Origin of the sequence: Bacillus yapensis, assembly GCF_005280205.1 — a bacterium.
Lineage (GTDB): Bacteria > Bacillota > Bacilli > Bacillales > Cytobacillaceae > Robertmurraya > Robertmurraya yapensis.
Window position 1 is genome coordinate 358,661 of the sequence record NZ_SUND01000002.1, and the last position, 26,441, is coordinate 385,101.

At 40.3% G+C, this 26,441-nt stretch carries 21 protein-coding genes and 1 pseudogene; 18 read left to right on the top strand and 4 right to left on the bottom strand.

Going from position 1 to position 26,441, the window contains the following annotated elements:
• Positions 1 to 17 precede the first annotated feature (17 nt).
• From FAR12_RS04235 to FAR12_RS04310, 16 genes and pseudogenes are all read left to right on the top strand, one after another.
• Positions 18 to 479, top strand: a pseudogene (locus tag FAR12_RS04235) (N-acetyltransferase family protein); the annotation flags it as partial.
• Between the two features lie 72 nt (positions 480 to 551).
• The gene (locus FAR12_RS04240; RefSeq protein ID WP_126406738.1) at positions 552 to 908 is read left to right on the top strand and encodes a VOC family protein; all 357 of its coding nucleotides are present in this window, start codon (positions 552 to 554) and stop codon (positions 906 to 908) included.
• A 78-nt stretch (positions 909 to 986) separates the two neighbouring features.
• On the top strand, positions 987 to 1,847 hold the full coding sequence (locus tag FAR12_RS04245; protein WP_126406669.1) for an AraC family transcriptional regulator: 861 nt from the start codon (positions 987 to 989) through the stop codon (positions 1,845 to 1,847).
• Between the two features lie 145 nt (positions 1,848 to 1,992).
• Positions 1,993 to 3,633 (top strand): PucR family transcriptional regulator, encoded by a 1,641-nt coding sequence (locus FAR12_RS04250; protein WP_126406671.1) that lies wholly within the window; start codon positions 1,993 to 1,995, stop codon positions 3,631 to 3,633.
• A gap of 104 nt (positions 3,634 to 3,737) precedes the next feature.
• Positions 3,738 to 5,096 (top strand): NAD(P)-dependent oxidoreductase, encoded by a 1,359-nt coding sequence (locus FAR12_RS04255; RefSeq protein ID WP_126406673.1) that lies wholly within the window; start codon positions 3,738 to 3,740, stop codon positions 5,094 to 5,096.
• An 18-nt stretch (positions 5,097 to 5,114) separates the two neighbouring features.
• Positions 5,115 to 6,398 carry an NAD-dependent dihydropyrimidine dehydrogenase subunit PreA gene (gene preA, locus FAR12_RS04260; RefSeq protein WP_126406675.1) on the top strand — a complete coding sequence of 428 codons (1,284 nt, stop codon included), beginning with the start codon at positions 5,115 to 5,117 and terminating at the stop codon, positions 6,396 to 6,398.
• Between the two features lie 15 nt (positions 6,399 to 6,413).
• A complete protein-coding gene (hydA, locus tag FAR12_RS04265) occupies positions 6,414 to 7,832 on the top strand; it encodes a dihydropyrimidinase (RefSeq protein WP_126406677.1) in 1,419 nt (472 codons plus the stop codon).
• Between the two features lie 78 nt (positions 7,833 to 7,910).
• Positions 7,911 to 8,114 carry a hypothetical protein gene (locus tag FAR12_RS04270; RefSeq protein WP_126406679.1) on the top strand — a complete coding sequence of 68 codons (204 nt, stop codon included), beginning with the start codon at positions 7,911 to 7,913 and terminating at the stop codon, positions 8,112 to 8,114.
• A 15-nt stretch (positions 8,115 to 8,129) separates the two neighbouring features.
• On the top strand, positions 8,130 to 9,356 hold the full coding sequence (locus tag FAR12_RS04275) for a Zn-dependent hydrolase (protein ID WP_126406681.1): 1,227 nt from the start codon (positions 8,130 to 8,132) through the stop codon (positions 9,354 to 9,356).
• A 129-nt stretch (positions 9,357 to 9,485) separates the two neighbouring features.
• On the top strand, positions 9,486 to 10,931 hold the full coding sequence (locus tag FAR12_RS04280) for a CoA-acylating methylmalonate-semialdehyde dehydrogenase (RefSeq protein WP_425456139.1): 1,446 nt from the start codon (positions 9,486 to 9,488) through the stop codon (positions 10,929 to 10,931).
• A 12-nt stretch (positions 10,932 to 10,943) separates the two neighbouring features.
• A complete protein-coding gene (locus tag FAR12_RS04285; protein WP_126406683.1) occupies positions 10,944 to 12,287 on the top strand; it encodes an aspartate aminotransferase family protein in 1,344 nt (447 codons plus the stop codon).
• A 163-nt stretch (positions 12,288 to 12,450) separates the two neighbouring features.
• Entirely contained in the window at positions 12,451 to 13,233 is a 783-nt protein-coding gene (locus FAR12_RS04290) for an ABC transporter ATP-binding protein (protein WP_170972085.1), read from the top strand.
• A gap of 3 nt (positions 13,234 to 13,236) precedes the next feature.
• The gene (locus FAR12_RS04295) at positions 13,237 to 14,043 is read left to right on the top strand and encodes an ABC transporter permease (protein ID WP_126406684.1); all 807 of its coding nucleotides are present in this window, start codon (positions 13,237 to 13,239) and stop codon (positions 14,041 to 14,043) included.
• Complete coding sequence (locus FAR12_RS04300) at positions 14,043 to 14,906, top strand: ABC transporter permease (RefSeq protein WP_126406686.1); 864 nt, start codon at positions 14,043 to 14,045, stop codon at positions 14,904 to 14,906. Before FAR12_RS04295 ends, FAR12_RS04300 begins: the two co-directional genes overlap by 1 nt.
• A gap of 63 nt (positions 14,907 to 14,969) precedes the next feature.
• On the top strand, positions 14,970 to 16,001 hold the full coding sequence (locus FAR12_RS04305) for an ABC transporter substrate-binding protein (RefSeq protein WP_126406688.1): 1,032 nt from the start codon (positions 14,970 to 14,972) through the stop codon (positions 15,999 to 16,001).
• A 444-nt stretch (positions 16,002 to 16,445) separates the two neighbouring features.
• Positions 16,446 to 18,362, top strand: a complete 1,917-nt coding sequence (locus FAR12_RS04310; RefSeq protein WP_246010290.1) for a peptidoglycan D,D-transpeptidase FtsI family protein — start codon at positions 16,446 to 16,448, stop codon at positions 18,360 to 18,362.
• Positions 18,363 to 18,752: 390 nt separating this feature from the next.
• On the opposite strand, the gene FAR12_RS04315 is transcribed toward FAR12_RS04310, so the two are convergent.
• Together FAR12_RS04315 and FAR12_RS04320 are read right to left on the bottom strand one after the other, a co-directional pair.
• Complete coding sequence (locus tag FAR12_RS04315; protein WP_126406692.1) at positions 18,753 to 19,787, bottom strand: cytochrome d ubiquinol oxidase subunit II; 1,035 nt, start codon at positions 19,785 to 19,787, stop codon at positions 18,753 to 18,755.
• A gap of 12 nt (positions 19,788 to 19,799) precedes the next feature.
• Positions 19,800 to 21,161, bottom strand: coding sequence for a cytochrome ubiquinol oxidase subunit I (locus FAR12_RS04320; protein ID WP_126406694.1), 1,362 nt, complete (start codon positions 21,159 to 21,161; stop codon positions 19,800 to 19,802).
• A gap of 493 nt (positions 21,162 to 21,654) precedes the next feature.
• On the opposite strand from FAR12_RS04320, the gene FAR12_RS04325 reads away from it, so the two are divergent.
• Complete coding sequence (locus tag FAR12_RS04325) at positions 21,655 to 22,698, top strand: DUF1835 domain-containing protein (RefSeq protein ID WP_212734376.1); 1,044 nt, start codon at positions 21,655 to 21,657, stop codon at positions 22,696 to 22,698.
• 37 nt (positions 22,699 to 22,735) lie between these two features.
• Here FAR12_RS04325 and FAR12_RS04330 read toward each other — a convergent pair whose 3' ends face one another.
• Together FAR12_RS04330 and FAR12_RS04335 are read right to left on the bottom strand one after the other, a co-directional pair.
• Positions 22,736 to 23,434: an ABC transporter ATP-binding protein gene (locus FAR12_RS04330; protein WP_126406698.1), complete on the bottom strand. Its 699-nt coding sequence runs from the start codon at positions 23,432 to 23,434 to the stop codon at positions 22,736 to 22,738.
• A 19-nt stretch (positions 23,435 to 23,453) separates the two neighbouring features.
• Positions 23,454 to 24,926 carry an ABC transporter permease gene (locus FAR12_RS04335; RefSeq protein WP_126406700.1) on the bottom strand — a complete coding sequence of 491 codons (1,473 nt, stop codon included), beginning with the start codon at positions 24,924 to 24,926 and terminating at the stop codon, positions 23,454 to 23,456.
• Positions 24,927 to 25,216: 290 nt separating this feature from the next.
• Here FAR12_RS04335 and FAR12_RS04340 point away from each other — a divergent pair, with 290 nt between their 5' ends.
• Positions 25,217 to 26,278 (top strand): C40 family peptidase, encoded by a 1,062-nt coding sequence (locus tag FAR12_RS04340; protein ID WP_126406702.1) that lies wholly within the window; start codon positions 25,217 to 25,219, stop codon positions 26,276 to 26,278.
• Positions 26,279 to 26,441 lie beyond the last annotated feature (163 nt).

Sequence of the window (26,441 nt, forward strand, 5' to 3'; positions counted from 1 at the left end):
TTAAAAGGAGCGATTATATGGTAATTAGAGAAATAAGAATCGAGGATGCTAGAAGATTTGTAGATCTAATCAAGCGAGTTGAAAGTGAATCTGATTTTATGCTAATGGAGCCTGGGGAACGAAAGCTGACAGTCGAGCAACAGATTAAAAGAATAGAAGGAATGAAGAAGTCCAGTAACTCTACTATTTTCCTTGCTGAAAAAGATGAGGAACTAATTGGCTATCTGATCGCGGTAGGTGGCACAGCAAAACGAAACAAGCATTCTGTCTATCTAGTAGTGGGGATATTACAGCAGTACCGAGGATTGGGAGTTGGAACAAAACTATTCCAACAATTAGATGAGTGGGCGATTGCGAAGGAAATTCATCGATTAGAATTAACCGTTATCCAGCGGAATACATCAGCCCTTGCGTTGTATCGGAAAATGGGATTCGAAATTGAAGGTACGAAAAAGCACTCCGTTAAAATTGGTGATGAATTTGTAGATGAGTTTTATATGGCAAAGTTTTTACCGACTACCGGAGAAGGTGAAAAATCACTTTTAACAGGAATGGAAGGGGTCTTTATTTCTGTTAAAAGTCCACAAGTATCGGCAAAGTGGTATGAGGAAGTACTTGGTTTTTCAATGGTTTATCAGGAAGAAGAGGCTGCTGTTTTGCGAATTGCCGAAGAGTCTCAAACGGTTGTCTGTCTTGTAAAAACGGAAAATTATCAACCAATGCAGTTCCCTGAGAACTATTTTGGTGTTGGAAAGTACTATAACTTTATTCCAAGAGATTTGGAAAAAGCATACGAAAGATTAGTAGAACAAGGCGTTCAAGTTAATCAGATTGACGGAGAAGGTAATACGAGATTTTTCACTTTTTATGATCCGGATGGAAATCCGTTAGGGGTATGTGGAGAGTAATGGTCTGTCCTGAGAAAGCATGAAATGACAGGATTGCTTTCTTTCAGATTGCTAAGATTGGTTCAAGGAGTGAGTCATATGGGTTGGGTTGAATCGTTACAGAGGGCCATTGATTTTATGGAAGCAAATTTGCTAGAAGAAATTTCAATTGAGGAAGTTGCGAAAGTCGCGAATTCATCGCAATTTCATTTTCAGCGAACCTTTTCCATTTTAACCGACATTTCTGTTGGAGATTATCTCAGACAAAGACGGTTGTCATTGGCAGCACAGGAGCTAGTTAATACGGATGTGAAAATTATCGACATTGCCCTCAAGTATGGCTATGACACTCCCGAGGCTTTCTCGAAGGCTTTTCGCAAACAGCATGATGTTACACCATCTGAAGCACGAAAGTATAAGGGGAAGCTGAAATCTTATAATCGCCTGGTCATTCAGGTGAATTTGAAAGGGGCAGAACCAATGAGGTACAAGATTGTCGAGAAGGATGCTTTTCAGGTAATTGGGGTAAAAAGGGAATTTTCGCTAGTGAATGAAGAAAATCTAAGGGGAATTCCAAAAATGTGGGATCAGGTACATGCGGATGGTACCAACGATTTGTTGATTTCATTGAATGACGGTGAATTGAAAGGGGTGCTAGGAGTTTGTGTTGACAAAAGAGAAGGACAGTTGGAGGAAATTGAATATTGGATCGGAACAAATTCATTAAGTGATGTACCGAACCATTTCGAAACCATCGTTATTCCTCCATCAAAATGGGGAGTGTTTGAAGTTCATGGGCCAATGCCGCATTCCATGCCAAACACATGGAAGCAAATTTTCTCAGAATGGTTTCCTTCCCATCAATATGAACATGCGGGAACACCTGAGTTAGAAGTGTATCCAGCAGATAACCCGAATGATCCAAACTATTATTCTGAGATCTGGATTCCGTTGAAGTAAGAGGTTAAAGCAGAGCATCTGATAAAATGATGCTCTGTTTTTTTTGTACACGGAAACCCTGTCAGAAATCTTTACAAGAAGATAGAAGGGGAAGTAAAAATATGTTACATTTACTAACATTATAAATGAACGAGGAGGAGTAATAATGGGAGCTTTTGCGGTCACTGTTCGCCAGGTGCTTGAGAATTCATGTTTTTCAAAAGCGTCGGTCGTTGCAGGTTTTGAAGGGCTAGAACGTGTCATCAGGTGGGTTCATGTGATGGAAGTACCAGAGGTGAGGGCTCTTCTGAACGGAAATGAACTTATTCTTTCAACAGGAGTTGGCTGGGGACAACAAATTAAGCCTACATCATACTTGCGTGAACTAATTGAAGCGGGGGCAGCTGGACTTTGTGTAGAGCTCGTGAAATACAAAAATGAAATCCCTCAAGACATGATTGAGCTTGCGAATGAGCATCATTTTCCGATTATTGTTTTTCGTGAAGAAGTCCGCTTTATCGACATTACTCAATCCATTAATACTCATTTAATGAATAACCAGTATAAACTCCTCAGTGATTTAGAAAGCTTTTCAAGAAAGCTCAATCAAACACTTCTATTACCCAACGCGTTTAAAAGAGTTTTGAATCTTCTATATGAACATCTAAATGTGCAGGTCCTCTATCAATCAAAGAATGGGGATGAGGTACTGTTTGCCCCTGTTCAAAACAAAAAAGAACAGGAGCGGTATTTTCATCTAGTCGAGGGTTATAAAAAGGACCGAATTTATAATCAGAACAAGCAATTCCAAACTCCTTCAGCTGACTATGCAGGACAGTCCATTCAAACACTTGGACATAACTTCGCAGAATTAATTATTTTTCCTCAAGATAAAATGGTCAGCGACTATGACTTAGTAGTTCTTGACCGCTGTGCAACAGCTATTTCCCAAGACCTGCTTCGCATTTTCTACGTGGAAGAACAGAATAAATACAAAGAAAGGCAATGGATTCAAGAATGGTTAAACGGGGAGCTTTCTCAGGGACAACTTGAAAAAACACTACAATCGATTTTTCCAGCTGTGAACCCATATGGTGCCTTCGTTTGTGTCTGTGAGATTGATGAAAAAATAGACGAGTCAACTTATTCCTATTACAAATCGATTTTTCGAAATATCTTCCAAAATTACGGCCTGTATTTGTATACAGTTGAAGACCATCAAGAATTGAACTTCGTTTTATTGAACCTCAGAGGAGATGATTGGAAGCTAAGAATGAAAAAGGCGTTGCAACTAATCGAGAAGACAGACCTTTTTACGCAAGCTTCTAACAATACCCCGCATTTCGGTGTTGGAAAATATACGACATCAATTCATCAGATATCGGACAGCTACAAGACAGCGAAAGAATCCTTAAAAATTCAGAAGAAGGTTGGGCTGTCAAACGAAATTTTTTACGAAAATTTGCATATTTACCGTTTGATATCTTCGTTAGATAAGCAGGGTCACCTTGATGAATATATGACTGAATATATTGGTTCAGTGATTGAGCATGACAAAAAGCATAATAGTGAGCTTTTGAAGACATTGTCTGTGTTTTTAGAATCGAATGGTTCTAAAAAGGATGCTGCAAAAGAGCTTTATATTGTGAGACAGACGCTTTATCATCGCCTAGATAAGTTAAAGGAATTGCTTGGGGATGATTTTATGGAGTCATTTAAACGTCCTGCAATCGAGTTCGCTTTATATGCGTATCGCTATTTGATGTCTTGTGAAAAAGAAACTTCGTTATTACGAGCGATTCGTTGAAAGAACAGATGAGTTTGTTTGACATTGTGTCCATTGAAGCACCTGTTGGGAAGACCTATACTTTTTAATATCAGAAAATTCGGTTAAAAAAGGAGGTCAATTACATGAGTCTCAAAAGTATTTCTTATGAAGATTTAAGCAGTAACTTTGATGAGGTTGAGGCTGGTCTCTCTAATAGGGAGGCATTGGAAGAAGCGAATCGCTGTCTCTATTGCTATGACGCTCCTTGTATTCAAGCATGTCCAACGGGAATTGATATCCCTACCTTTATTAAAAAAATTGCTTCTGGCAATCTCAAAGGTTCAGCGAAAACGATTATGAGTGCCAATCCGGTTGGTGCTAGCTGTTCCCGCGTTTGTCCAACAGAAGAATTATGCGAAGGAGCATGTGTGTTAAATCATGCGACAAAGCCGATTATGATTGGAAACTTACAGCGATACGCGACCGATTGGGCCATGAAAAATGAACAGCTTTTATTTACTGCTGGCGAAAAGTTAGGAAAGTCAGTTGCGATTGTTGGCGGTGGACCTGCTGGTTTATCTGCTGCAAGAGAGCTAGCTTTACTTGGATATGATGTGACCATTTTTGAAGCTGAGGAAAAAGCAGGTGGCTTGAATACGTATGGGATTGTTTCTTTTCGGCTTCCGAAAGCTGTCTCGTATTGGGAGGTTGAGCAAGTAAAGAGTCTGGATGTAGAGATAAGAACGAACACAAGAGTAGGGCAGGATATTTCGGTAAAAGAGATTGTAGATTGCTATGATGCTGTACTGTTGGCGATTGGGATGGCTCATGTCCCGAGTTTGGGTATTCCTGGTGAAGAGTTAGCTGGAGTCTATGATGCAATAGAATTTGTAAAGGAAACAAAGACGAAGCCGATAACAGATACGCTTTTAGGCAAAAAAGTGGCGGTTATTGGCGCTGGTAATACAGCAATTGATGCAGCTACTTGTTCGGTAAGGTTAGGAGCAGAAAATGTCAAAATCCTTTATCGCAGAACGCTTGAGGAAATGACTGCTTATGATTTTGAATATGAATTTGCTAAGCAGGATGGAGTGGAATTTCGTTGGTTGACTGCTCCAACCAAGCTTATTGGTGAAAAAGATAAAGTAGTTGGAATCGAATGTATGAAGATGGAGCTAGGTGAACCTGGAGAAGATGGTCGCCGTCGACCAATTCCTGTTGAGGGTTCAGAATTTACATTAGAGGTAGATGCGGTGATTAAAGCGATAGGACAGTCAAGATATCTGGATTTAATCGAAGCGTTCGAGATTAGTCATGATGGCGGAGTGGTCACGATTGATTCAGAAACCTTTCAAACAACGAACGCGAAAATATTTGCTTGTGGCGATGTTATTTTTGGCAAAGGACAAGGTGAAGCCATGGTTGTTTCCGCAGCTCAACAAGGTAAACAGAGTGCTTATAGCATTCATCAGCTGTTGGTGCCGACGATGGAAACGGTGTGAGAATAGGAGGGTAAAAGAATGGCAGATTTAAGTATCAATCTAGCAGGCATTAAATCCCCCAATCCCTTTTGGCTTGCCTCGGCGCCTCCGACCAATTCCGGATATCAGGTCCAGAGGGCATTTGAGGCTGGTTGGGGAGGAGCCGTGTGGAAAACGCTGGGAGAGCCTATTATCAATACAAGTTCACGATTTGCCGCAATAAGTTTTAACGGACAAAGAGTCGCTGGTTTTAACAATATTGAACTGATTACAGATCGTCCGTTAGAAGTGAATTTGAAGGAAATTTATGAAACGAAGAAACGGTTTCCAAACCATGCGATTATTGCTTCGTTAATGGTCGAGCCACAGCAGGAAAAATGGCATGAGATTGTAAAAAAGGTCGAGGATGTCGGTGTGGATGGGCTTGAACTGAACTTTGGTTGTCCGCATGGGATGGCAGAACGAGGAATGGGTGCTGCCTCTGGTCAGGTTCCAGCCCTTGTTGAAAAACAAACTTATTGGGTAAAAGAAATGGCGCAAACACCTGTTATCGTAAAACTTACACCGAATATCACTGACATTACCGCTACAGCAGAAGCGGCTGTTCAAGGTGGTGCTGACGCCATTAGTATGATTAACACAATTAATAGTTTAGCAGGTGTAGATATTCATAGTTGGAACACGATTCCACATGTGGCAGGAAAAGGGGCACATGGAGGCTATTGTGGTCCAGCGGTAAAGCCGATTGCCTTACACATGGTTGGAGAGTGTGCAAGAAATCCACGCATTAATATACCGATTTCCGGAATTGGTGGAGTTTCTAATTGGGAAAATGCGATTGAATTTATGTTGATGGGAGCAACAGGTGTTCAGGTATGTACGGCAGCTATGCACCACGGTTTCCGTATAGTCGAGGACATGATTGAAGGCTTGAATAACTATTTAGATGAAAAAGGTATTGCTTCTGTTAATGACCTAGTCGGAAAGGCGGTTCACAAGTACTCCGATTGGGGAGATTTAGACCTAAACTATAAGGTTGTTGCACGAATTAATAACGATGTTTGTATTAACTGCAACAAGTGTCATATTGCATGTGAAGATACGTCCCATCAATGTATTGACATGCTGAAGGATGGGGAGGGAAATCCAATTTTACGCGTGCGCGAGGAAGACTGTGTCGGTTGTAATTTATGTTCCATTGTGTGTCCTGTTGATGGAGCGATAGATATGGTCGAGCTGCCAAATGAATTCCCGCCGATGACATGGAATGAAAGACAAGCAGCCATCGGGGCATTGGCATGTGCAGTAGATACAGTCAAATAACGAGGAGGGTTTTGAGTGAAAAAAGTAATCATTAATGGAACTATTGTAACAGCAAGCGATACGTATAAAGCCGATGTATGTATTGAAAATGGTGTTATTACGCAAATTGGTACTAGTTTATCGACTGAAGGAGCAGAAGTCATTGATGCAAAGGGTAATTATCTTTTTCCAGGTGCCATCGACCCTCATACCCACCTCGATATGCCATTTGGTGGTACGGTCACGAAAGATGATTACGAAACGGGTACGATAGCTGCTGCTTTCGGCGGCACAACAACAATAATTGATTTCTGTTTAACATCGAAGGGCAAACCACTGCAAAGTTCGATTGATACTTGGCATGCTAAATCAAAAGACAAAGCAGTTATCGATTACGGCTTCCATCTTCAAATCGTCGAGGGTAGTGATGAAGTATTGAGTGAATTACCGAAGGTCGTTGAGAATGAAGGTATTACTTCCTTTAAGGTCTTTATGGCGTATAAAAATGTTTTCCAAGCAGATGATGAAACTCTTTTTAAAACTTTATTGGCCGGAAAAGAATTAGGGGCACTTGTTATGGTGCACGCGGAAAATGGAGATGTAATTGATTATTTAGTGAAAAAAGCATTGGCTGAAGGGAATACAGAGCCAATTTATCATGCGTTGACTCGACCACCTGAAGCAGAAGGAGAAGCGACAGGAAGAGCAGCCACTTTAACAGCTTTGGCAGAGTCTCAGCTATATGTCGTACATGTTAGCTGTGCCGAAGCTGCTCGAAAAATTGCTGAGGCCAGAAGCAATGGTGTTGATATTTGGGGAGAAACTTGCCCGCAATATTTGGTGCTTGATCAAACCTATTTAGAGAAACCGGATTTTGAAGGGGCGAAGTACGTTTGGTCTCCTCCATTACGAGAAAAATGGAATCAAGAAGTATTATGGAATGCTTTAAAATCAGGAACTTTGCAAACAATTGGTTCGGACCAATGTTCGTTTGATTTTGATGGACAAAAAACGCTTGGGAAGGATGATTTTTCAGCGATTCCAAACGGAGGTCCGATTATTGAGGACCGTGTAAGTATTCTTTTTTCCGAAGGTGTGAAAAAGGGGAGAATCTCACTAAACCAGTTTGTTGATTTAACATCGACTCGAGCAGCAAAGCTATTTGGCTTGTATCCGAAAAAGGGTACCATCGCTGTTGGAGCCGATGCGGATATTGTGATTTTTGACCCGAATGTGGAGCGAGTGATTTCAGCGGAAACGCATCACATGGCTGTCGACTATAACGCCTTTGAAGGAATACAAGTAATTGGAGAACCGGTATCAGTACTATCCCGCGGTGAGTTTGTCATACTGGATAAACAGTTTGTTGGAAAAGCAGGTGCTGGTCAGTATTTGAAGCGAGGGAAGTACGGGGAAGAAATTGTTTTAGAGGAAGTCAGTTCGGTGGTGAGCTGAGATATTCTAGGAACAACCTAAATTGGCTAACCATGAACTATCCCCCTCAACAACAAACATGAAAGGAGGCTATAAATCATGTCGGATTACCAGCAATACTTACAGGAGCGGGACCGAATTGACTATTTATATCAGAAAGGCTACAAAATTACGAATATCAAAGAGGATTTAGAGGGAGCTCAAATCGAATTCCAACGAGCTGAAGAAGACAAAGAAACCCTTCATATTTTAACAGCGGAGGGGCGAAAGTATTTTTCCGTAAGAGTAATCCAACAGAATTAATAAGGAGGATCGAAAATGGAAAAACAGAAAATTTTAATAAATGGAGAACGCCTGAAAGATACGCTTGAAGAATTCGCTGACTTTGGTCGCACGGAAAATAACGGTGTGACGAGGCTTGCTTTATCTGAGGAAGACCGTCTTGCAAGAGACTATTTCTATAAATGCTGCCACGAGCTTGGTATGTCTGTGAGGATCGATGACATGGGTAATATTTATGCGACACTTGAGGGAGTGGATAATAGCAAACCTCCAATCGTTATTGGCTCCCACTTGGACTCGGTTAAAAAGGGTGGACGCTTTGACGGAGTGCTGGGGGTAATCGCAGGACTCGAGGTTGCGAGAACACTCGTTGAAAATAACATCAAGCCACGTGTTCCACTAACAATTATGGATATCACAAATGAGGAAGGAGCAAGATTTGAGCCTTCGATGATGTCTTCAGGCGTTCTGTCAGGGAAGTTTGAGAAGGGAACAATGCTTGCGAAGAGAGATATAGACGGGATAACTTTCCATGAAGCACTGCAAGCGATTGGCTATGAAGGTGACGAAAATGCGAGATTGAAAGAAGCAACCGCATTTCTTGAACTACATATCGAGCAAGGTCCGATTTTAGAAAGAGAAGGATTACCTGTTGCGGTCGTTGAAAGTGTACTTGGCATGGTTTGTTATGAGCTGGTAGTAACCGGTGAGTCAGACCATGCAGGCACAACGCCGATGGATATGCGGAAGGACGCTCTTTTTGCAGCGACAAATATGATTGCCCAAGCACGGGAAAAATTGCGGGCACTTGACAGTGACTTAGTGTTTACGATGGGGCGGATTAACGCCTACCCTAATATTCATACGGTCATCCCAAATAAAGTAATCTTTACTCTTGAGGCGAGACACAAGGACCCAGCAATCATTCAAAAGGTAGAAGAAATCATCCTTGAATTGACTAAAATTTCGTCAAACGAAGGCTGTAATATTACAGCAGAAAAGCTTTGGGACCGACAGACAGTTTTTTTTAATGAAGAGCTATGCGATAAAGTAGAAGAAGCGTGTAAAACCTTGGGTTATCCATATAAAAGAATGGATAGCGGCGCGGGCCATGATGCTCAGTTCCTCGCTAGCTATATCCCAACCGTGATGGTGTTTGTGAAAAGCATTCATGGAAAAAGTCATTGTGAAGAAGAGCTTACCATGTGGGAGGACTGTGAAAAAGGGGTCAATATTTTGCTCGAAACAGTTCTATCATTGTAGCGATCTACTATTTATTATATAGTAGATTTTTTTTCGCCATTGTTTAACAAAGTGTCTAATGAACGGACCATGCATCTAAACGATAATAAAGGCAAAAGGAGGCGAGTCGGATTGTTAATTAAGAGTGAAATGACGATATTGAAAAATTACTTAAATGGTGAATGGGTTCAGTCTAAAAGTGTTGAAACGGTTGATGTTTTGAATCCTGCCACTGGGGAGTTATTAGCAAAGGTGCCGCTTTCAACGAAGGATGATGTGAATGAAGCAGTCCAGGTTGCAAAGGAAGCGTTCAAGTCATGGAAGAACACACCGGTTCCAAAGCGTGCGAGAATCTTATTCAAATATCACTACTTGCTAACGGAGAACCATGAGAAACTAGCTAAACTCATCGTGCAGGAAAATGGGAAAGCCTATAACGAGGCATATGGTGAGGTCCAGAGAGGGATCGAATGCGTTGAATTTGCTGCAGGTGCCCCAACATTGATGATGGGAGAAACATTATCAACCATAGCCCCAACAATCGACTCTGAAATGTTTCGATTTCCATTAGGAGTTGTCGGAGGAATTACACCATATAATTTTCCGATGATGGTGCCATTGTGGATGTTCCCGCTAGCTGTAGCTTGTGGAAATACTTTTGTGTTAAAACCTTCTGAACGAACGCCGTTATTATCTATTGAACTCACTCGATTGTTTACAGAAGCAGGAGCCCCAAACGGGGTTTTGAATGTAGTTCACGGAGCGCATGATGTTGTCAATGGTTTATTGGAGCATCCTGATGTCAATGCCATTTCCTTCGTTGGTTCACAGCCTGTGGCGAAATATGTGTATGAACGAGCTGCTACCAATGGTAAGAGGGTTCAAGCTCTATCAGGTGCAAAGAATCATCATATTGTCATGCCTGATGCAGATATTGGAAAAGCAGTCGACAACATTATCAGTTCTGCTTTTGGCAGTGCCGGCCAGCGATGTATGGCATGCAGTGCCGTAGTGGTTGTAGGAGATCGAGATGAATTCGTCGAGGCTCTTAAGCAAAAGGCTGATGAGTTGATTATTGGCAATGGTTTAGATGAAGAAGTGTTGCTGACACCAGTTATTCGTGAATCGCATCGGACGAAGGTACTTGAGTATATTGAAAAAGGTGAAGATGAAGGGGCAACCCTAATTCGTGATGGTCGGAAGGACATGGAGGATAAAGAAGAAGGTTATTTCTTAGGGGCAACGATTTTCGATCATGTAAAACCAGAGATGACGATTGCAAAAGAAGAAATATTTGCACCAGTTCTTAGCCTCTTGCGGGCAAAGGATTTAGATGAAGCACTAAATTACATTAGTAAATCCCGTTATGGAAATGGGGCAACGATTTATACAAAGGATGCAAAAGCGGTTAGACAGTTCCGAGAAGAAGCAGAGGCGGGTATGCTCGGAATTAATGTAGGAGTACCTGCTACGATGGCGTTCTTTCCGTTCTCCGGTTGGAAGGATTCCTTTTATGGAGACTTACATGTTAACGGCAAGGACGGGGTCAATTTTTACACGAAGAAAAAAATGATTACATCTCGATTTGATTATTAAAGGGGTGAGACGATGACTGGGATCGAAGCGGAAGTGGATATTGCCACAAAGGATAAGGAGTATGTTTGGCATTCGATGAAGGCTTATAACCCGGATGCCACGATGATTGCGGAGAAGGCAGAGGGCTCTTGGGTAACAGACCATACTGGGAAAAAATATCTAGATGCGATGTCAGGACTTTGGTGTGTGAACGTTGGTTATGGGAGAACTGAGCTTGCAGAAGCCGCCTATGAACAATTGAAGACGATGGCATATTTTCCTCTTTCGCAAAGTCATAAGCCTGCAATACTATTGGCAGAAAAACTGAATGAAATGCTTGGAGAAGAGTATGTCATTTTTTTCTCGAATAGTGGTTCGGAAGCGAATGAAACGGCTTTTAAAATTGTGAGACAGTATCACCAGCAAAAGGGTGACAACCATCGCTATAAGTTTATTTCTAGATATCGTGCCTATCATGGTAATTCGATGGGGGCGTTAGCGGCTACCGGTCAAGCAGAGCGGAAGTACAAATACGAACCGCTTGCTCCTGGTTTTATCAAGGTAGCTCCACCTGATGAGTATCGTGACCCTGAAGAGAACCCACATAAGCTGAAATCGGTTGAGGAGATTGACCGCGTGATGACGTGGGAAATGAGTGAAACGATTGCGGGCGTAATTATGGAGCCGATTATTACCGGTGGTGGCGTTATTATGCCACATGAGGGGTATCTAAAAGGTGTCCAGGAGGTTTGTCAAAAACACGGAGCCCTTCTTATTGTCGATGAAGTAATCTGTGGGTTTGGTCGTACTGGTGAAGCGTTTGGATTTATGAACTACGGCGTTAAGCCAGATATCATTACGATGGCAAAGGGAATTACGAGTGCCTATTTGCCATTATCTGCAACCGCTGTGAAAAAAGAAATTTATGACGCGTTTAAAGGGACTGAAAGCTATGATTACTTCCGCCACGTCAATACATTTGGTGGGAATCCTGCTGCCTGTGCGCTAGCCCTTAAAAATCTTGAAATCATGGAAACCGAGAAACTATATGAACGTTCGAAATTAAAGGGAACCTTTTTGAAAGAGACGTTATCCGAACTTCTGAAAGATAACGCCTATGTGGGTGATGTAAGAGGAAAAGGACTTCTCATCGGGATTGAACTTGTAAAAGATAAAGAAACAAAGGAACCGTTAGCTGTAGAATTGGTGAATCAGGTAATTGCCGGCTGTAAGGCAGTCGGTGTGATTATTGGAAAAAATGGGGCAACAGTTTCAGGGTTTAATAATGTCATAACGCTCGCACCTCCACTCAATATTACAGATGAAGACCTCGGTTTTTTAATTGGCACGATTTCGAAAGAATTGAATAAGCTTTGAAAAGGGTCCCCTCAAATGATGAGGGGATTTTTCTTTGGCAGAACATCTGACAAGTATTAATTGTTTGACATTTTGTCTAATGTATTTGCCGATCGTTCTCGCTAAAATGTAATAAAACATCACAATAAGGGTCGTTTTTATGGGAAGGAAAGGAGAGAGCGAAATGACGACAACGCAAGTGTATACACCTGAAATTGAACTGGACCATGTGAGTATGCGATATCAAACGGAGAAGAGTGAGGTATTAGCGCTCGAAGAAGTTACAGTTGATATTCGAAAGGGAGAGTTTGTCTCTCTTTTGGGACCCTCTGGTTGTGGGAAAACGACACTCCTTCGGATTATGGCCGATCTGATTCAACCAACAAACGGAGAAATAAAGATTGCTGGAGGAACGGCAAAGGAAGCGCGGCTCGCACAAAAATATGGGATCGTTTTTCAAAGTCCTGTCTTGTATGACTGGCGCAAAATTAAGAAAAACATTTTGTTACCGCTCGAAATGATGGGTGTCTCCAAAGAAGAACGGGAAAAACGAGTTGATAGCTTACTAGGGTTAGTGGGACTGAGTGATTTTAAAGAAAAATATCCGTGGCAGCTTAGTGGTGGGATGCAGCAAAGGGTTGCGATTGCAAGAGCGTTAGCGATTGAGCCAGAGATTTTACTCATGGATGAGCCGTTCTCAGCGCTGGACGAATTCTCAAGAGAACGGTTGAATGAAGAGCTTCTCTCCATTTGGAGCAAAGTCAATAATACAGTCGTCTTTGTCACCCACAGTATTCCAGAAGCTATTTTTCTATCAGACAGAGTCTTTGTCCTATCTCCTCATCCTGGGCGATTATCTGCAGTTGTCGAGATTCCTTTACCAAGACCGAGGACAAAGGAGCTGCGAAATAGCAAGGAATTTTATGACTTAATTTCCGTAATCCGAGACTGCTTTGAAGGGGTGTAGTCGATGAGAAATTCCTTGTTGAAGAATCGTGTTGCACCAGCAGCGGTTTGGTTCGTCGCTATATTAATCGGTTGGCAGTGTCTATCCTGGCTGTTTCTTGAAGTATTGGAGCTTCCTTTAGCCCAGTCAAAGCTACCGTATTTACATGAGCTCACGAGAACTTTGCTTGATTATGCCGATGTTCTATTAACAGAAGGAGCCGTTACTTTTTCAAATGCAGCACTAGGATTTCTATTTGGTGCAATAGCCGGCATACTTTTAGCGATTTTGATGAGTATTTCAAAATGGGTAGAACAGTTAACATTTCCCTATGCTGTGGCTTCTCAAATGATTCCGATTCTTGGATTAGCTCCGATTGTTTATGGAATTGTTCATGATGATCAGATATCGCGCATTCTGATTGCGGCGTACATTACGTTTTTTCCGGTTTCACTCAATATGTTAAGAGGACTTCGAAGTGCAGAGCCTTCTGCAGTTGAACTGATGTACTCCTATGCGGCAAAACCGTGGGTGATTTACTGGAAGTTGAGATTGCCAGCCGCATTGCCGGGATTATTTAGCGGCTTGAAAATTGCTGCTCCACTTGCGGTAACAGGAGCTATTTTAGTTGAATTGATGGGAGCAACTCAAGGCATTGGCGTTATCATGCTTCGAAATCTTTATTATGGACCGTCCCATAATTATATGTTCTGGCTCACTGTCATTACCGGTGCATTCCTTGGAATCATTAGTTATTTACTTATTAGTTTGTTTGAGCGAATTTTAACGCCATGGCAACCAGAATTTCGCAAAACTGGAGGTGAGGATTAATGTCTGGAAAACCTGCAGAAAAGGAAGTTGGTTGGGTCAGTCAGCCAGTGGTGAGCATTCCTTCTGTGAAAAAAAGGAGCCAGCGGTGGAAATTCAGTTATATGCAAAAAATAGCCTTACCACTCGGTGCAGGAATTCTTTTTCTCCTATTGTGGCAACTTCAAGTTTTTCATGCCATTCTTGGACTCCGTACATATCAATTGCCACTGCCATCTTCTATAGTTGAAGCAATCTTTGAAAATATCGATATCCTGCTTTCGTATATGGTCTACACCTTGTCAGAAGCCGTCCTCGGCATGTTCCTTGGTTCATTGCTTGGGTTTATTTTAGCACTAATCGCAACAGCCTTTCCGAAATGGGGAAAGGGTGGACTCTTGGTGGTCGTTGCGTTAAATGCGGTCCCAATTGTGGCTCTTGCTCCGATTATGAATCTATGGTTTGGAGATGGAATTGGTTCACGAGTAGCGATTGTCACGGTAGTCACGATGGCTGCCATGGCTATCAATGCCCATAAAGGAATGACGAGCGTCAATCCACTCGCATTAGATCTGATGCATTCTTACGCTGCTAAAAAAATCGCAGTTTTTCGGTACTTGCGAATATCCAACAGTCTCCCTTTTGTATTTACTGCGTTGAAAATCAACACGACTGCAAGTATGATTGGCGCGATTGTCGGAGAGTTCTTTTTTTCCTCAAAGGGGCTCGGATACTTACTCTCAAACTCTGTTAAAGTAGCGAAAATGCCTCTTGGCTGGGCATGTATTGTAATGGCGGCAATTGGCGGAGTTCTTTTCTATTTAATCGTAGAAGGTTTAGAGAAAATCTTCTTAAAATGGCATTCCTCAAGACGCGAACATAATTGATTGTTATTTTGATTTTTGTCTAGAGCAAAAATCTCAATATAGTAAATGATAGGGGGAAAGCGAATGAAAGGTAAGTTTGGAAAATTAGTAGTTTTTATGGTTATGGTCGCAGGAATCATTTTAGCTGGCTGTGGAAGTGATTCTTCTTCTGGCGATACAGAAGGGGATCTAGTACCAGTCAAACTTCAGCTGAAATGGGTACCTCAAGCACAGTTTGCAGGGTACTTTGTGGCATTGGAGAATGGATACTTCGAAGATGAAGGACTAGATGTCACGATTGTTCCAGGCGGACCCGATATTGTTCCTGAACAACAGGTAGCAAACGGGGCAGCAGAGATTGGAATTGGTTGGGTAGCAAGCTTGTTACCGCATCAGGAACAGGGTTTACCACTTGTGGAAATTGCACAAATTTATCAAAAGAGTGGACTGCTTTTAGTATCGAAAAAGGATGCGGGGATCAATTCACCAGCTGACCTTGCTGGTAAAAATATTGGGAACTGGATGGGAGGAAATGAATTCGAGATCTTGGCCCTATTTGATAAATATGGACTGGATCAAAACAAAGACCTATCCTTCGTGAAACAAGGCTTTACGATGGACCAATTCCTTGCAGGCGAAATTGATGCAGCATCAGCCATGACATACAACGAATATCATGTCGTACTTGAGCAAGGAGTTCCAGAAAGTGATTTATCTGTTATCGATATGAACGAAGAGGGAGTCGCAATGCTAGAGGATAATCTTTTTGCAAACAAAGAATGGCTCGAAGATAACAAGGAAGTGGCAGCTAAATTCATTCGTGCCTCCATTAAAGGATGGCAGAAGGCAATTGAAGACCCAGAGGCTGCCGTTGATGCAGTCATGAAGGAAGCAGAGGAGGGGAGCAGTACGAGAGAGCATCAGTTGACGATGATGGAAGAGGTCGCGAAGCTAGTCGTGCCGGAAGGATTTGATTCGAAAAATATAGGGAAGATTGACGATGAAATGTTCAAACAAACAGCGGATATCGCTCATAAATTTGGCGTTATCAAAGAGCCAGTTAATTTAGATGAGGCATATACGCACGAGATTATGGATATGGCGTTGGAAGAATAGAATACGAAGTCGTTGCCCAGGCCTCTGTTGAAACAGATGGCTTGGGTTTTTTATTATATTTTTAGAATGATTGCAGGAATATAAACCGTTTTTGGAGGTCATAAGTGCTGAAAAGAATATTTTTGAAACTTTTTCTTTTGTTTTTAAGTCTTACTCTTATAGGATGCATAAACAGAACTCCAAAAGTAGCATCAAACGAATTCAGTTTTAGTCTGACCTATGGTACATATGGTAAACAAAAAATTGGTACCTTTTATTGGACCATCCTTTATTTTTATAAAGGTGCTAATCTCCGTTCATATTTATTTCATATTCTCTTGATAAACTTTAAATAACTTCAATTTAATCCAGAAGGAAGCTCAAATGTGCTTCCTTTTTAGCATGTAGGAAGGAGATATTAGTAGAATGAAAGGACAAAAGAAAAACAAATCTCTCTCAATTCGGTTGAACATATTATTTTTGATCGCATTTCTTTTATTCTTTATCTTAATTTTACGTTTAGGTTTTATTCAAATAGTTAAAGGAGAGGAGTATAAAAGTGAGAGTGAAAAAACAACGACAACAGTCTATGCATGGGATGCTCCACGGGGAAAAATCTATGACAGAAATAGAAACGTTCTTGTAGATAATGAAGCCGTTAATACATTAACTTATAAAAATGTGAATGGAGATTCTCAAAATGAAAAGCTTGAACTGGCGAAAAAACTCGCAGAGTTGATCGAAGTAGATACTGAACGAGTGACGGAAAGAGACAAAAAGGATTTTTATATTTTAACTAGAAAAGAAAAAGCCTATGGGAAGTTAACAGAAAAGGAAAAGAAAGAACTAGATGATGATGGAGAATATAAGCTAATTCTTGAACGTATAACAGACAAGGACCTTTCTGCTTTATCTGATGATGAGATGGAAATTTTGGCGATAAAAAGAGAAATGGACATTGATTCTGCCTCGGAAAACCGAATTAAATCAGGATTAACACTCGAAGAAATGGCTAAGGTTAATGAACGTTTAGGGGAACTGCCAGGAATTAATATTAAATTAGATTCAAAGCGAAAATATGTAAACGGAGATACGTTGCGTCAGATCTTTGGAAATGTAGGACAAATACCTGAAGAAGAGGCAAAATCATATAAAAAAGATGGTTATGAATTGAGCGACCTCGTTGGTACAAGTTTTCTAGAACAGCAATATGAAAAGTGGCTACGAGGAAAAAAAGAAAAACAGACCTATGTAGAAGGTCCAACTGGTGAAATCACTGATGTAAAAATAACGCCAGGGGAAACAGGAAAAGACTTAGTTCTTACGATTGATTTAGACTTTCAACAGAAGGTCGATAAAATTCTCGAAGAAGAGCTAAAAAGTGAAAGTCAGGCTGAAAGTGCTTATGCAGTTGTAACGAATCCGACTACTGGTGAAATACTCGCGATTTCAGGTAAGAAGAAATCAGGAACAAAGATTGTAGACGAAACTTATGGAACTATTTATAACTCATATGCCATGGGTTCGGCGGTAAAAGGAGCTACCGTTTTAACAGGCTATGAAACAGGAGTCATTTCACCTGGAGATACATTTGTGGATGAACCAATCAAAATAAGTGGTACTCCTATTAAGAAATCATATTCGAATATGGGAAGAATCAATGATTTAACTGCTCTTGAACGTTCATCCAATGTATATATGTTTAATATTGCAATGAAAATTGGAGAATATGATTATGCAAAGAGATCTGGATTTAGGAATCCAGAAAAAGCATATGAAACGATGAGAAAGTATTTTTCTCAATTTGGATTAGGTATTGAAACGGAAATCGATTTGCCAAAGGAGGCAATAGGATACAATGGTGGCGTACAAAAGTTAGGAAACTTAATGGATTTTGTCATTGGCCAATTTGATACTTACACACCTCTACAATTAGCTCAATATGTGTCTACAATTGCTAATGATGGTAAACGAGTACAGCCTCATTTTATGAAAGAAGTGAGTGAGCCGAACCATGTAAGTGGAAGTCCTGGAGAAGTTATTGAAGAATTTGAACCAAATATTTTAAACGAAGTAGATATGGACCTTTCTTATATTGAACGAGTTCAGGAAGGATTTCGATTAGTTATGAATGGGAGTCGTGGTACAGCTACTTCCTATTTTAAAGGCGTAACATATGACCCAGTTGGGAAAACAGGCACTGCACAAGTCTCGGATGGGAATGGGGGATACAACTATAATTTAACACTTGTTGGTTATGCTCCTTATGAAAACCCTGAAATTGCTATTTCTGTCGTAGTTCCAGACGTTGAGACAGATGGTAGTTCCATTAATAAATATATCGGAAAAAGAATACTGGATACTTATTTTGAAAAGAAGTAGTCGACATTTCAGTATATATAGAGCTTAGGAACATATTCCCAAGAACTTATCGAATGGACGTTTGAATAGATTATATTAAATTTTTGCAAACCTGTATTTATTCCTATCGAACACCTTAAAGAAGAATAAAATGCTTAGTGGCTCAAACCCCTGTTTAAACAGATGTTTGAGCTTTTTTGTTTCTTCTTTTCATCTAATTTTTTTTGGATGATTGCAGGACAGTTTTCAAACATAATTCTTAAATACATTATTTTTACAGCAGTGGTCTGTATTGTGCTCTTTTTCTGTGGAAGCATATTACAAAGAATCTTAGAAAAAATCACGAAAGGGGTTCTTCCAAAAAGATAAAGTGCTTTCCTGGAAAAGGGGCTGAATACACAGCCCCTTTTTCTACCCCTTCTGCCTCAAATACTTCTTATCATGCATAAATAAACTCCAAAAATAAATAAATCCCGGAAAAAGTATAGCGAATCCAACGATATAGGTAATGAATACCGCGCGAAACGAATTCGGGTCGGTGAAAGCTGATTCAATCGTGACATTCGGATAAATAATATAGGGCAAGTGCGCTTTTCCATAAACATAGCTTGCGACTAGATACTGTAAAGTTGCCGCAATAACGGATAGCCTCGGCATTCCCATAACCCCTTTCTGAAAAAAAGAAGGGGCGTATAAGCCGATACCGATAATCAAAAAGAAGGCAACGGAAATTAGCAAGAGAGGCAGGTCGTCCATCATTCGTTCATAAAGCCACGCTGCTTCACTTCGTAAAGTTAACATGATCAAGAATGCGAATATCAATGAAATTGGACCAAGGAGGCGACCATCTCGTAAATAGACACGATAGGCATCCATTTCCCCAGCAGTCTTCGAGTAGTCTGCTAATAACAAGGATGAAAGAAAAAGAGTACTACAGATCGCAAATCCGATGAATGCATAAACATTTGGACTAGAAAACAATCGGGCCAAATTTAAATTTGCGAATCCATCACCATAATCAACAAACTTTCCATGGGTGATTGGCAACACACTAATCAAAAGCCCAGGGATGATGATTCCAGCAATTCCTGAGATGTATGTGAGAGGCTTTTTATATTCGGTTGCAATATTTGAAAAAACTAAAAATGCGCTACGTAATGCCAATAAAAGGAGAATGATACTACCTGGAATAAGTAGGATTGTTCCAAGATTATATGCAGCTGTCGGAAAAAGGCTATACACCGCCACAACTAGAGCAACAATGAATGTATTCGTCACTTCCCAAGTAGGAGATAAATAGCGATTGGCAATATTAGTGGCTCTCGTTTTTTCTCGATTGATGTAGACCATTGACCAAAAGCCTGCACCAAAATCCATCGTGGCCATGACAGCATATATAAAGACGAATCCCCAAAGCACGGTAATTGCGATGAGTGCATCGGCCATTTGAATCTCCTCCTATGTATTTGAACTGTAGAGTGGGACATTTTTCTTTTCAGCACGCTCGATATCGTCGAGTTCGGTGTTTTTTCTAAAAAAATAGAGCAATACGAGCACGACAGCGATGGCTAAAATGATGTAAACTGCTATGAATAAGATGAAAAGGGTGCTTAAATTAGTAGCGGTCGTAGCTGATTCAGCTGTTTTTAAGATTCGATAAATGACCCAAGGTTGGCGTCCAGTACATGCGAATATCCAGCCGAACTCAATCGCGAGAACAGCTAACGGACCGGTACATACTAGAATCCAAAGCAGAGGTTTTGGATAATGGTCTTTCTTTAATAGTTTTCTCCAAGCCCAAACTAATAACGGAATCACAATGAGGATGGAACCAATTCCAACCATACCATTAAAAAGAGTATGGATAAAAAGGGGTGGCCATTCTTCCTCAGGAAAATCATTCAAACCCACAACGACTGTATCGAAGCTATTTCCTGCGAGAAAACTTAGAGCCCATGGTATCTCAATGGCTCCTTTAATCTCTTTCGTTTCTTTGTCAGTCACTCCGCCAATGGCAAGAGGGGCGTGGGATTGGGTTTCAAACAAGCCTTCTGCAGCAGCTAGCTTCTCTGGTTGATATTCATGTAAATATTGTGCCGATTCATGTCCGTTTAAGGCAGTCAAAAAGGCAAAAAGGCAGCCTAAAATAAGTGTTAGCTTGAGTGCTTTTTGATGCAATTGATACACTCTTGTTCCAGTTTTATGTTTCCTCATTTTAAAAGCAGCGACAGAAGCCACGACAAATGCCCCAACGACATAGGCTGACAAGGCGACATGACCTGCGGTTACGAAGAAGCTTGGATTAAAAAAGGCTTCCCACGGATTAATATCTGTAAATTGTCCATTTTCATAGCGAAATCCTGCGGGCGTCCCTTGAAAAGCATGGACATTTGTAATCAATACTGCTGAGGATAAGGCGCCAATGGCGACGAGGATGAGGCTTGCAATTCTCATCCATGGAGCGATTCGTTCTGCCGCATAAACATAGATGGACATAAATAAGGCTTCAATAAAAAAGGCGTAGATTTCAATTTGGAAGGGAAGGGGCATGACACGTCCAATTACTTCCATGAAACCTGGCCATAATAATGATAATTGAACACCAGCGATGGTTCCTGTAGGGATACCGACTCCAAGAAGGACAGCAAAAGCTTTTGTCCATCGTTTTGCCATCACGACATAATCTTGGTCTTTTGTTTTCTGATAGGTAAGCTCCGCAGCTAAAATCATAAGTGGTAATCCCACGCCAATCGTCGCAAAAATAATATGAAAGGCCATCGTCGTCCCAAATAGGGACCGGGCTATAAATAGATCATCCACAGTTTAATCTTCCTCTCGAAAATAATCTTCTATGTGATTATTTCCTTCTGTGGAAAAAATATGTAATCTTTATTCGCATGCAAAAGAATTGTCTTTTCTCAAAAATAAGGAAGTATTTTAGATGAAAGTGTATCTATTCACCGCCATCATCAAAGTCACTGCCATCAAATCCATCTGTATGACCATCATTGTTGAAAAAATCGTTTATGTAATCTTTTAAAGTAGTTTTTGGACCTAAATACTGTCCAGTCATGAAACTTTTAAGTGTCATTGCTTGCATAGTCTTCTTCGTATTCTTGGTAAAATTGTATAGGTAAATACTTATTAAGAATGATACGATTAGAATACTGAAAATTAAAACACTAAACAAAATGTTCAACCCCCTTTTCTTGTCCGTTTGTAATTAGTATGAAATGGCGCAGTTTTCGATGCTTATTTTAAGAAGGAGTTGATCCTCATTCAGGTCAAAGTTAATTATCCATTTATCTATTTTTTGGTTAAACACAATCTCGTCCTTGTCTATCATATCAAAACGAGTAGCTATGTTACCATTTCAAACATGAATGAAAACGGTGAATGCAATGCATATGAATTAAATGGTGAGATTCCTTTTGGAGAATTTAATCATGAAAAACACAAGTATTTGGAAGGGAGATCATTCTTTGTTAACGAAGAGGGTTTGAACATGATGGTGAGTGAAATTAATAAACAAATTCAATTACATCGTCCAATCGTTGATTCAGGTCCTGTCCATATTGTCTCAATGGAATCGGCAGCAGGATCCCTACGAGTTGGACTTCCAAGACCTAGGACTGTCATTGGATTTCCCGACTCTCTTTCGATTGGTCCCATAAGCAATTTGCATACAGAAGCTGGGCGTTCCCATCGCAATGAATGGTTATATGAAAATATTAATTCTGAGCAGGAAGACAATGTTCTTGAAAATCAAATAATGAACACTTTGCGGGAAATTGAAGACATTGCCCCAGATGGTCCAATTTATGTTTGGTATGGGAATAATGCTATTGAACAAGTAGGACTCCGTTTTTTTCTCTATCAATTGCGAGAAAAAACTAATGTGATATTTTTGATAAATTCACCAGAGCTCTATGAAAGTAGTAAGGATGAGGAACCTATCTTTTACACAAGTCAAATTGAATCGAGTGAATTAAGCATAATTTTTGAAAAAAATAAAAAACCTTTATCTGATGAGGAACGAACACGATATCATATAGAATGGGAACAACTATCGGAAACAAATGAAGTGCTCCGAATATGGGAAGATAATGAAATTAAAAGTGTGTCAGAGGATTATTATGATACGTTTATTATTGAAACACTGGAAGAGATGCATCTCGAGCAAGAACAGAAGGATTTTATCAAAACAGCAGATTTAATCGGAGAGATATTAACGAGAAATTTGCAGATTGATATTTTCTACCTAGAATCTCGTATCCGTCATTTAGTTTATAGCAAGGTATTCGAATTAAAGGGAATCCCAAAATCGATGCGTCATTATAGCGTAAAGCTTAGGTGAAACTAAAATAGGAATCCACTGGATTCCTATTTTGAGTTTATATAGAAGCTACAGCTTCTTTCTTATTCTTCACCGATAAGCTTCCTTTTGTTAATTTCACAACGACATCGGACGCTTCGGCAATGGATGGGTCATGGGTAACGACAATCACACATTTTCCTACTTCATGAGCGAGTTCTTGAAAGATACGAACGATTTCTTTCGCAGTATCTTCGTCAAGATTTCCAGTTGGTTCGTCCGCAACGATTAGGTCACTCTCACAGCAGAGGGCACGAGCGATGGCCACACGCTGCTGTTGACCGCCGCTCAATGTTAAAACTTTTTGCATCGCATTTTTTTCGGAAATCCCCATCTTCTCAAGCATTTGCAAAGCGAATTGTTTTTTGTTAGGCTGCTTTGAACCGGTAATCTCCATAGCAGTAAGGACGTTTTGTAAAGCCGTCATATAGGGTAAAAGATTGTAAGACTGGAAAACAATCGAAACATATTTATTACGGAAGTTCGTCAGGCCAATTTTTTTAATATCTTTCCCTTCATACAAAACTGTTCCTTCTTTTGGTACATCTAAGGCACTGGCTAAGGCAAGGAATGTTGTTTTTCCTGATCCTGAAGGGCCAATAATCGTGTAAAAAGAGCCTTTGTTAAATTCAACATTAACGTTTTTTAAAATATCGTGGCGCTTGTTCGCTTGATTGTACCAATAACTAATATCTTTAAATTCTAATAGAGCCGTCATCTTGAAATCACTCCTTATCTTAATCTTGCTTTGTTAAAATCACTTTTGGTTGTAAACGTAAAACGGATAGGGAAGGCAATAAAGCTGAGAAAATAGCGATGATGGCTCCGATTATGGCTAACATGCCAAGATCGTTTCCAGTTACTTGAACATTTAGTTCGTCAATAACTGCTTGTTGATTCTGCATCATGTTCGTAGCGCCCATACGTCCACCCAGTTGGCCTCCAAACATTCCTCCACGACCACCAAACGATTCTGGCATATTGCTTGTTTCCGCGGAAGTAACTTCCTGATTAAGGAGTTGTTGGCCCATTTGGTCAGCCACATAATTCCCACTTACAGTGGCAATTCCGAGAGATAATACCGCAACTAAAAGAATTTCCGCGATAAATTGGCCGATTAACTTCCAGCGTTTTTCTCCAATCGCAAGCAGTACACCCATTTCATATTTTCGTTCGCGGATCGACATCATGACGATAAGTCCAAGAATAACAGCACCTGCAATTGAAACTAGGTAAACAACATTTTTAGAAAAAGAAGCGACGTTTTCGATTGGTCCAACCATTTGCTGATAGAGCTGATCGTTCGCATTAAGAGTGAACGTATCAAAATCGATGCTACTTTCATTTTTCGCTTGTTCAACAAAACTTTCCATGTCAGCAGGATCATCAATATAGTAAATAGCACTATCAATAGTTCCTGCGTAATCCGTGCCTTTTAATGTAGAGGCAGCTGTATATGGAACGTAAATTTTGTTATATGGATTCATCGCTGCAAGATTCATCCCTATATCAGAACCGGTCGAAGTGGTTGAATAAATACCTACAATTTCGAGAGTTGAGCTTATACTTTCATCAGAAGGATTGGCAACGGTAATGCTGTCTCCTACAGATAAATCGTTATTTTCTGCTAAGCTTTGTTCAATTACGGCAACATTTTTATCTAAATCTTCCGATGTAAGGTGTCTACCTTCCACAATCGTTGCATTTCCTTCCATAAAATCAGTTTCCGAATCGGTAAAGGCTACACCTTGCAATGTGACATCACCTAATGCCATTCCACCACGTATCATTCCACCTGGACCTTCTTCCTCTGCGTTTTCAGTAGAAGATTCATTTTCAATTGGTTCAAAATCGGACGCTAGTCCAGTGGTAGAAGAATAAAAATTATACCCTTTTATTTGCTCATAAGTCGTTAACTCTTCAGCAGCTGTTACGTCTATAGGTGTACGTTCAATTCGCATTCGACCGCCACCTTCGCCTGATGTAGCCATTTGTTCTTGCATTTTCTCACGCATCTTGTCCATATCCTGTTGCAATGTCACATCAGCACCAAGCTTTTGTCGTGCTAAATCACTTGATTTGTCCGCAGCCGATTGAATCGAAAGCCCAGCTAGTACTAAAACAAAGATGGCAGAAAACACAATGATCTGTAGTAGGCTTTTTCCTTTCCGCGTTTTCACGCTTAACCATGAACGTTTTAAGAAATTCATTTTCTCTATTCTCCTTTAAATGTAATATGATTGCTTTCGCCTAGAATGTGATTTTCTAAGCAGTATTTCTAGGTGTTCTTTCGTAGAGTCTTCAACGAGGAGAGCCCTTGATATAGACAAGCTTATGCAATAAATGTGAATAATCTATGAATAATTTCGGAAGTAATGATTAATAAATGGGGAAAAAATTTGGGACAATCGACCACTTTTTGCATAAAGAGGAATAAAAATTTCCATGACAACACATCATAACCATGCTTGTCTAAAATTTAGCTAAAAGGAGAAATGCAATGAGTATTAATCGACTTCTAGGAAAACGAAAGCCGGTAGTTGCTGTTCTTTTGCTGGGGCTTTTGCTCTGTCAAACGGTCACGGTTCATGCAGAAAAAATTGAAAATGTACCGACAGCAGCCATTGCCATTAATGGAAAAGTAGTAAATGGGATTAACCCGATCAAAATCGACGGCGTCTATTTTCTGCCATTTGTCCAATTAGCAAAAGCGCTTGGATACAACTATATTAAGTTTGAAGAAAAGACTTTAACCTATGAAGTGACTGATGGTTCTACCGATATACGTATTACGATGGGTGGAACGCAGGCAAAAAAGGGGAATGAATATGTCAACATCAAAGCCCCTCGCTGGATCAATAACACGGCCTATGTTTCATTACACGCAGGTGGGGCATTATTCAATTCTTACATTACTTTTAAAACGGAAAATGGTTCGATACAAGTACAAAAACCAGCACAACAATACATTGTCCATTCTGGGGATACGCTTTGGAACATTTCTCGCTTGCACCATACAACAATAGATGCTTTAAAAGCGGCAAATAATCTTACTTCAAATATCATTAAAGATGGCCAAGTTTTAAAACTACCGAATAGCGGATCGCCAAAAGAGATGGAGCCTGTCAAGGAACATGAACCAGTCAAAGATAGTAGTAATGCTTCTGTTTCTACACAAAGGAAAAAGGTACTCGATGCGGCGAAACAGTATATCGGTGCAGGGTACAAGTTTGGAGCTACTGCAGCAGAAGCACCAAGACTATTTGATTGTTCCTCTTACACGCAGCTTGTCTTTAGTCAAGCAGGAATCAGTCTTCCACGTGTATCGAGGGATCAAGCAAGTAAAGGGGTAGCGGTTACTCAGTTAGAGGCAGGAGATTTAATGTTCTTCACGATTAAGGATTCCTATTCTGACGGACGCGTTGCCCACGTGGGTATTTACATGGGTGATGGAAGTATGATCCATGCCTCTTCCTCACTCGGGGTTGCGATTACGAAGAATGTGATGCAGAACCGTTACTGGGCTTCAAATTATTTGTTCTCTAAAAGAGTTATTCAATAACACCTGAACAGGCTAATTCGCGAATGAATTAGCCTGTTTTCTATTATGCTTTTTAAACCACACGCTCTGCGTGTGTGAAAACGAAACTTCTAGAGTTGTATTAATAAACAAAAAAATCTCCAATCGTTATAATAGATCTTGGCCGTCAAACCGAAATCTAAAT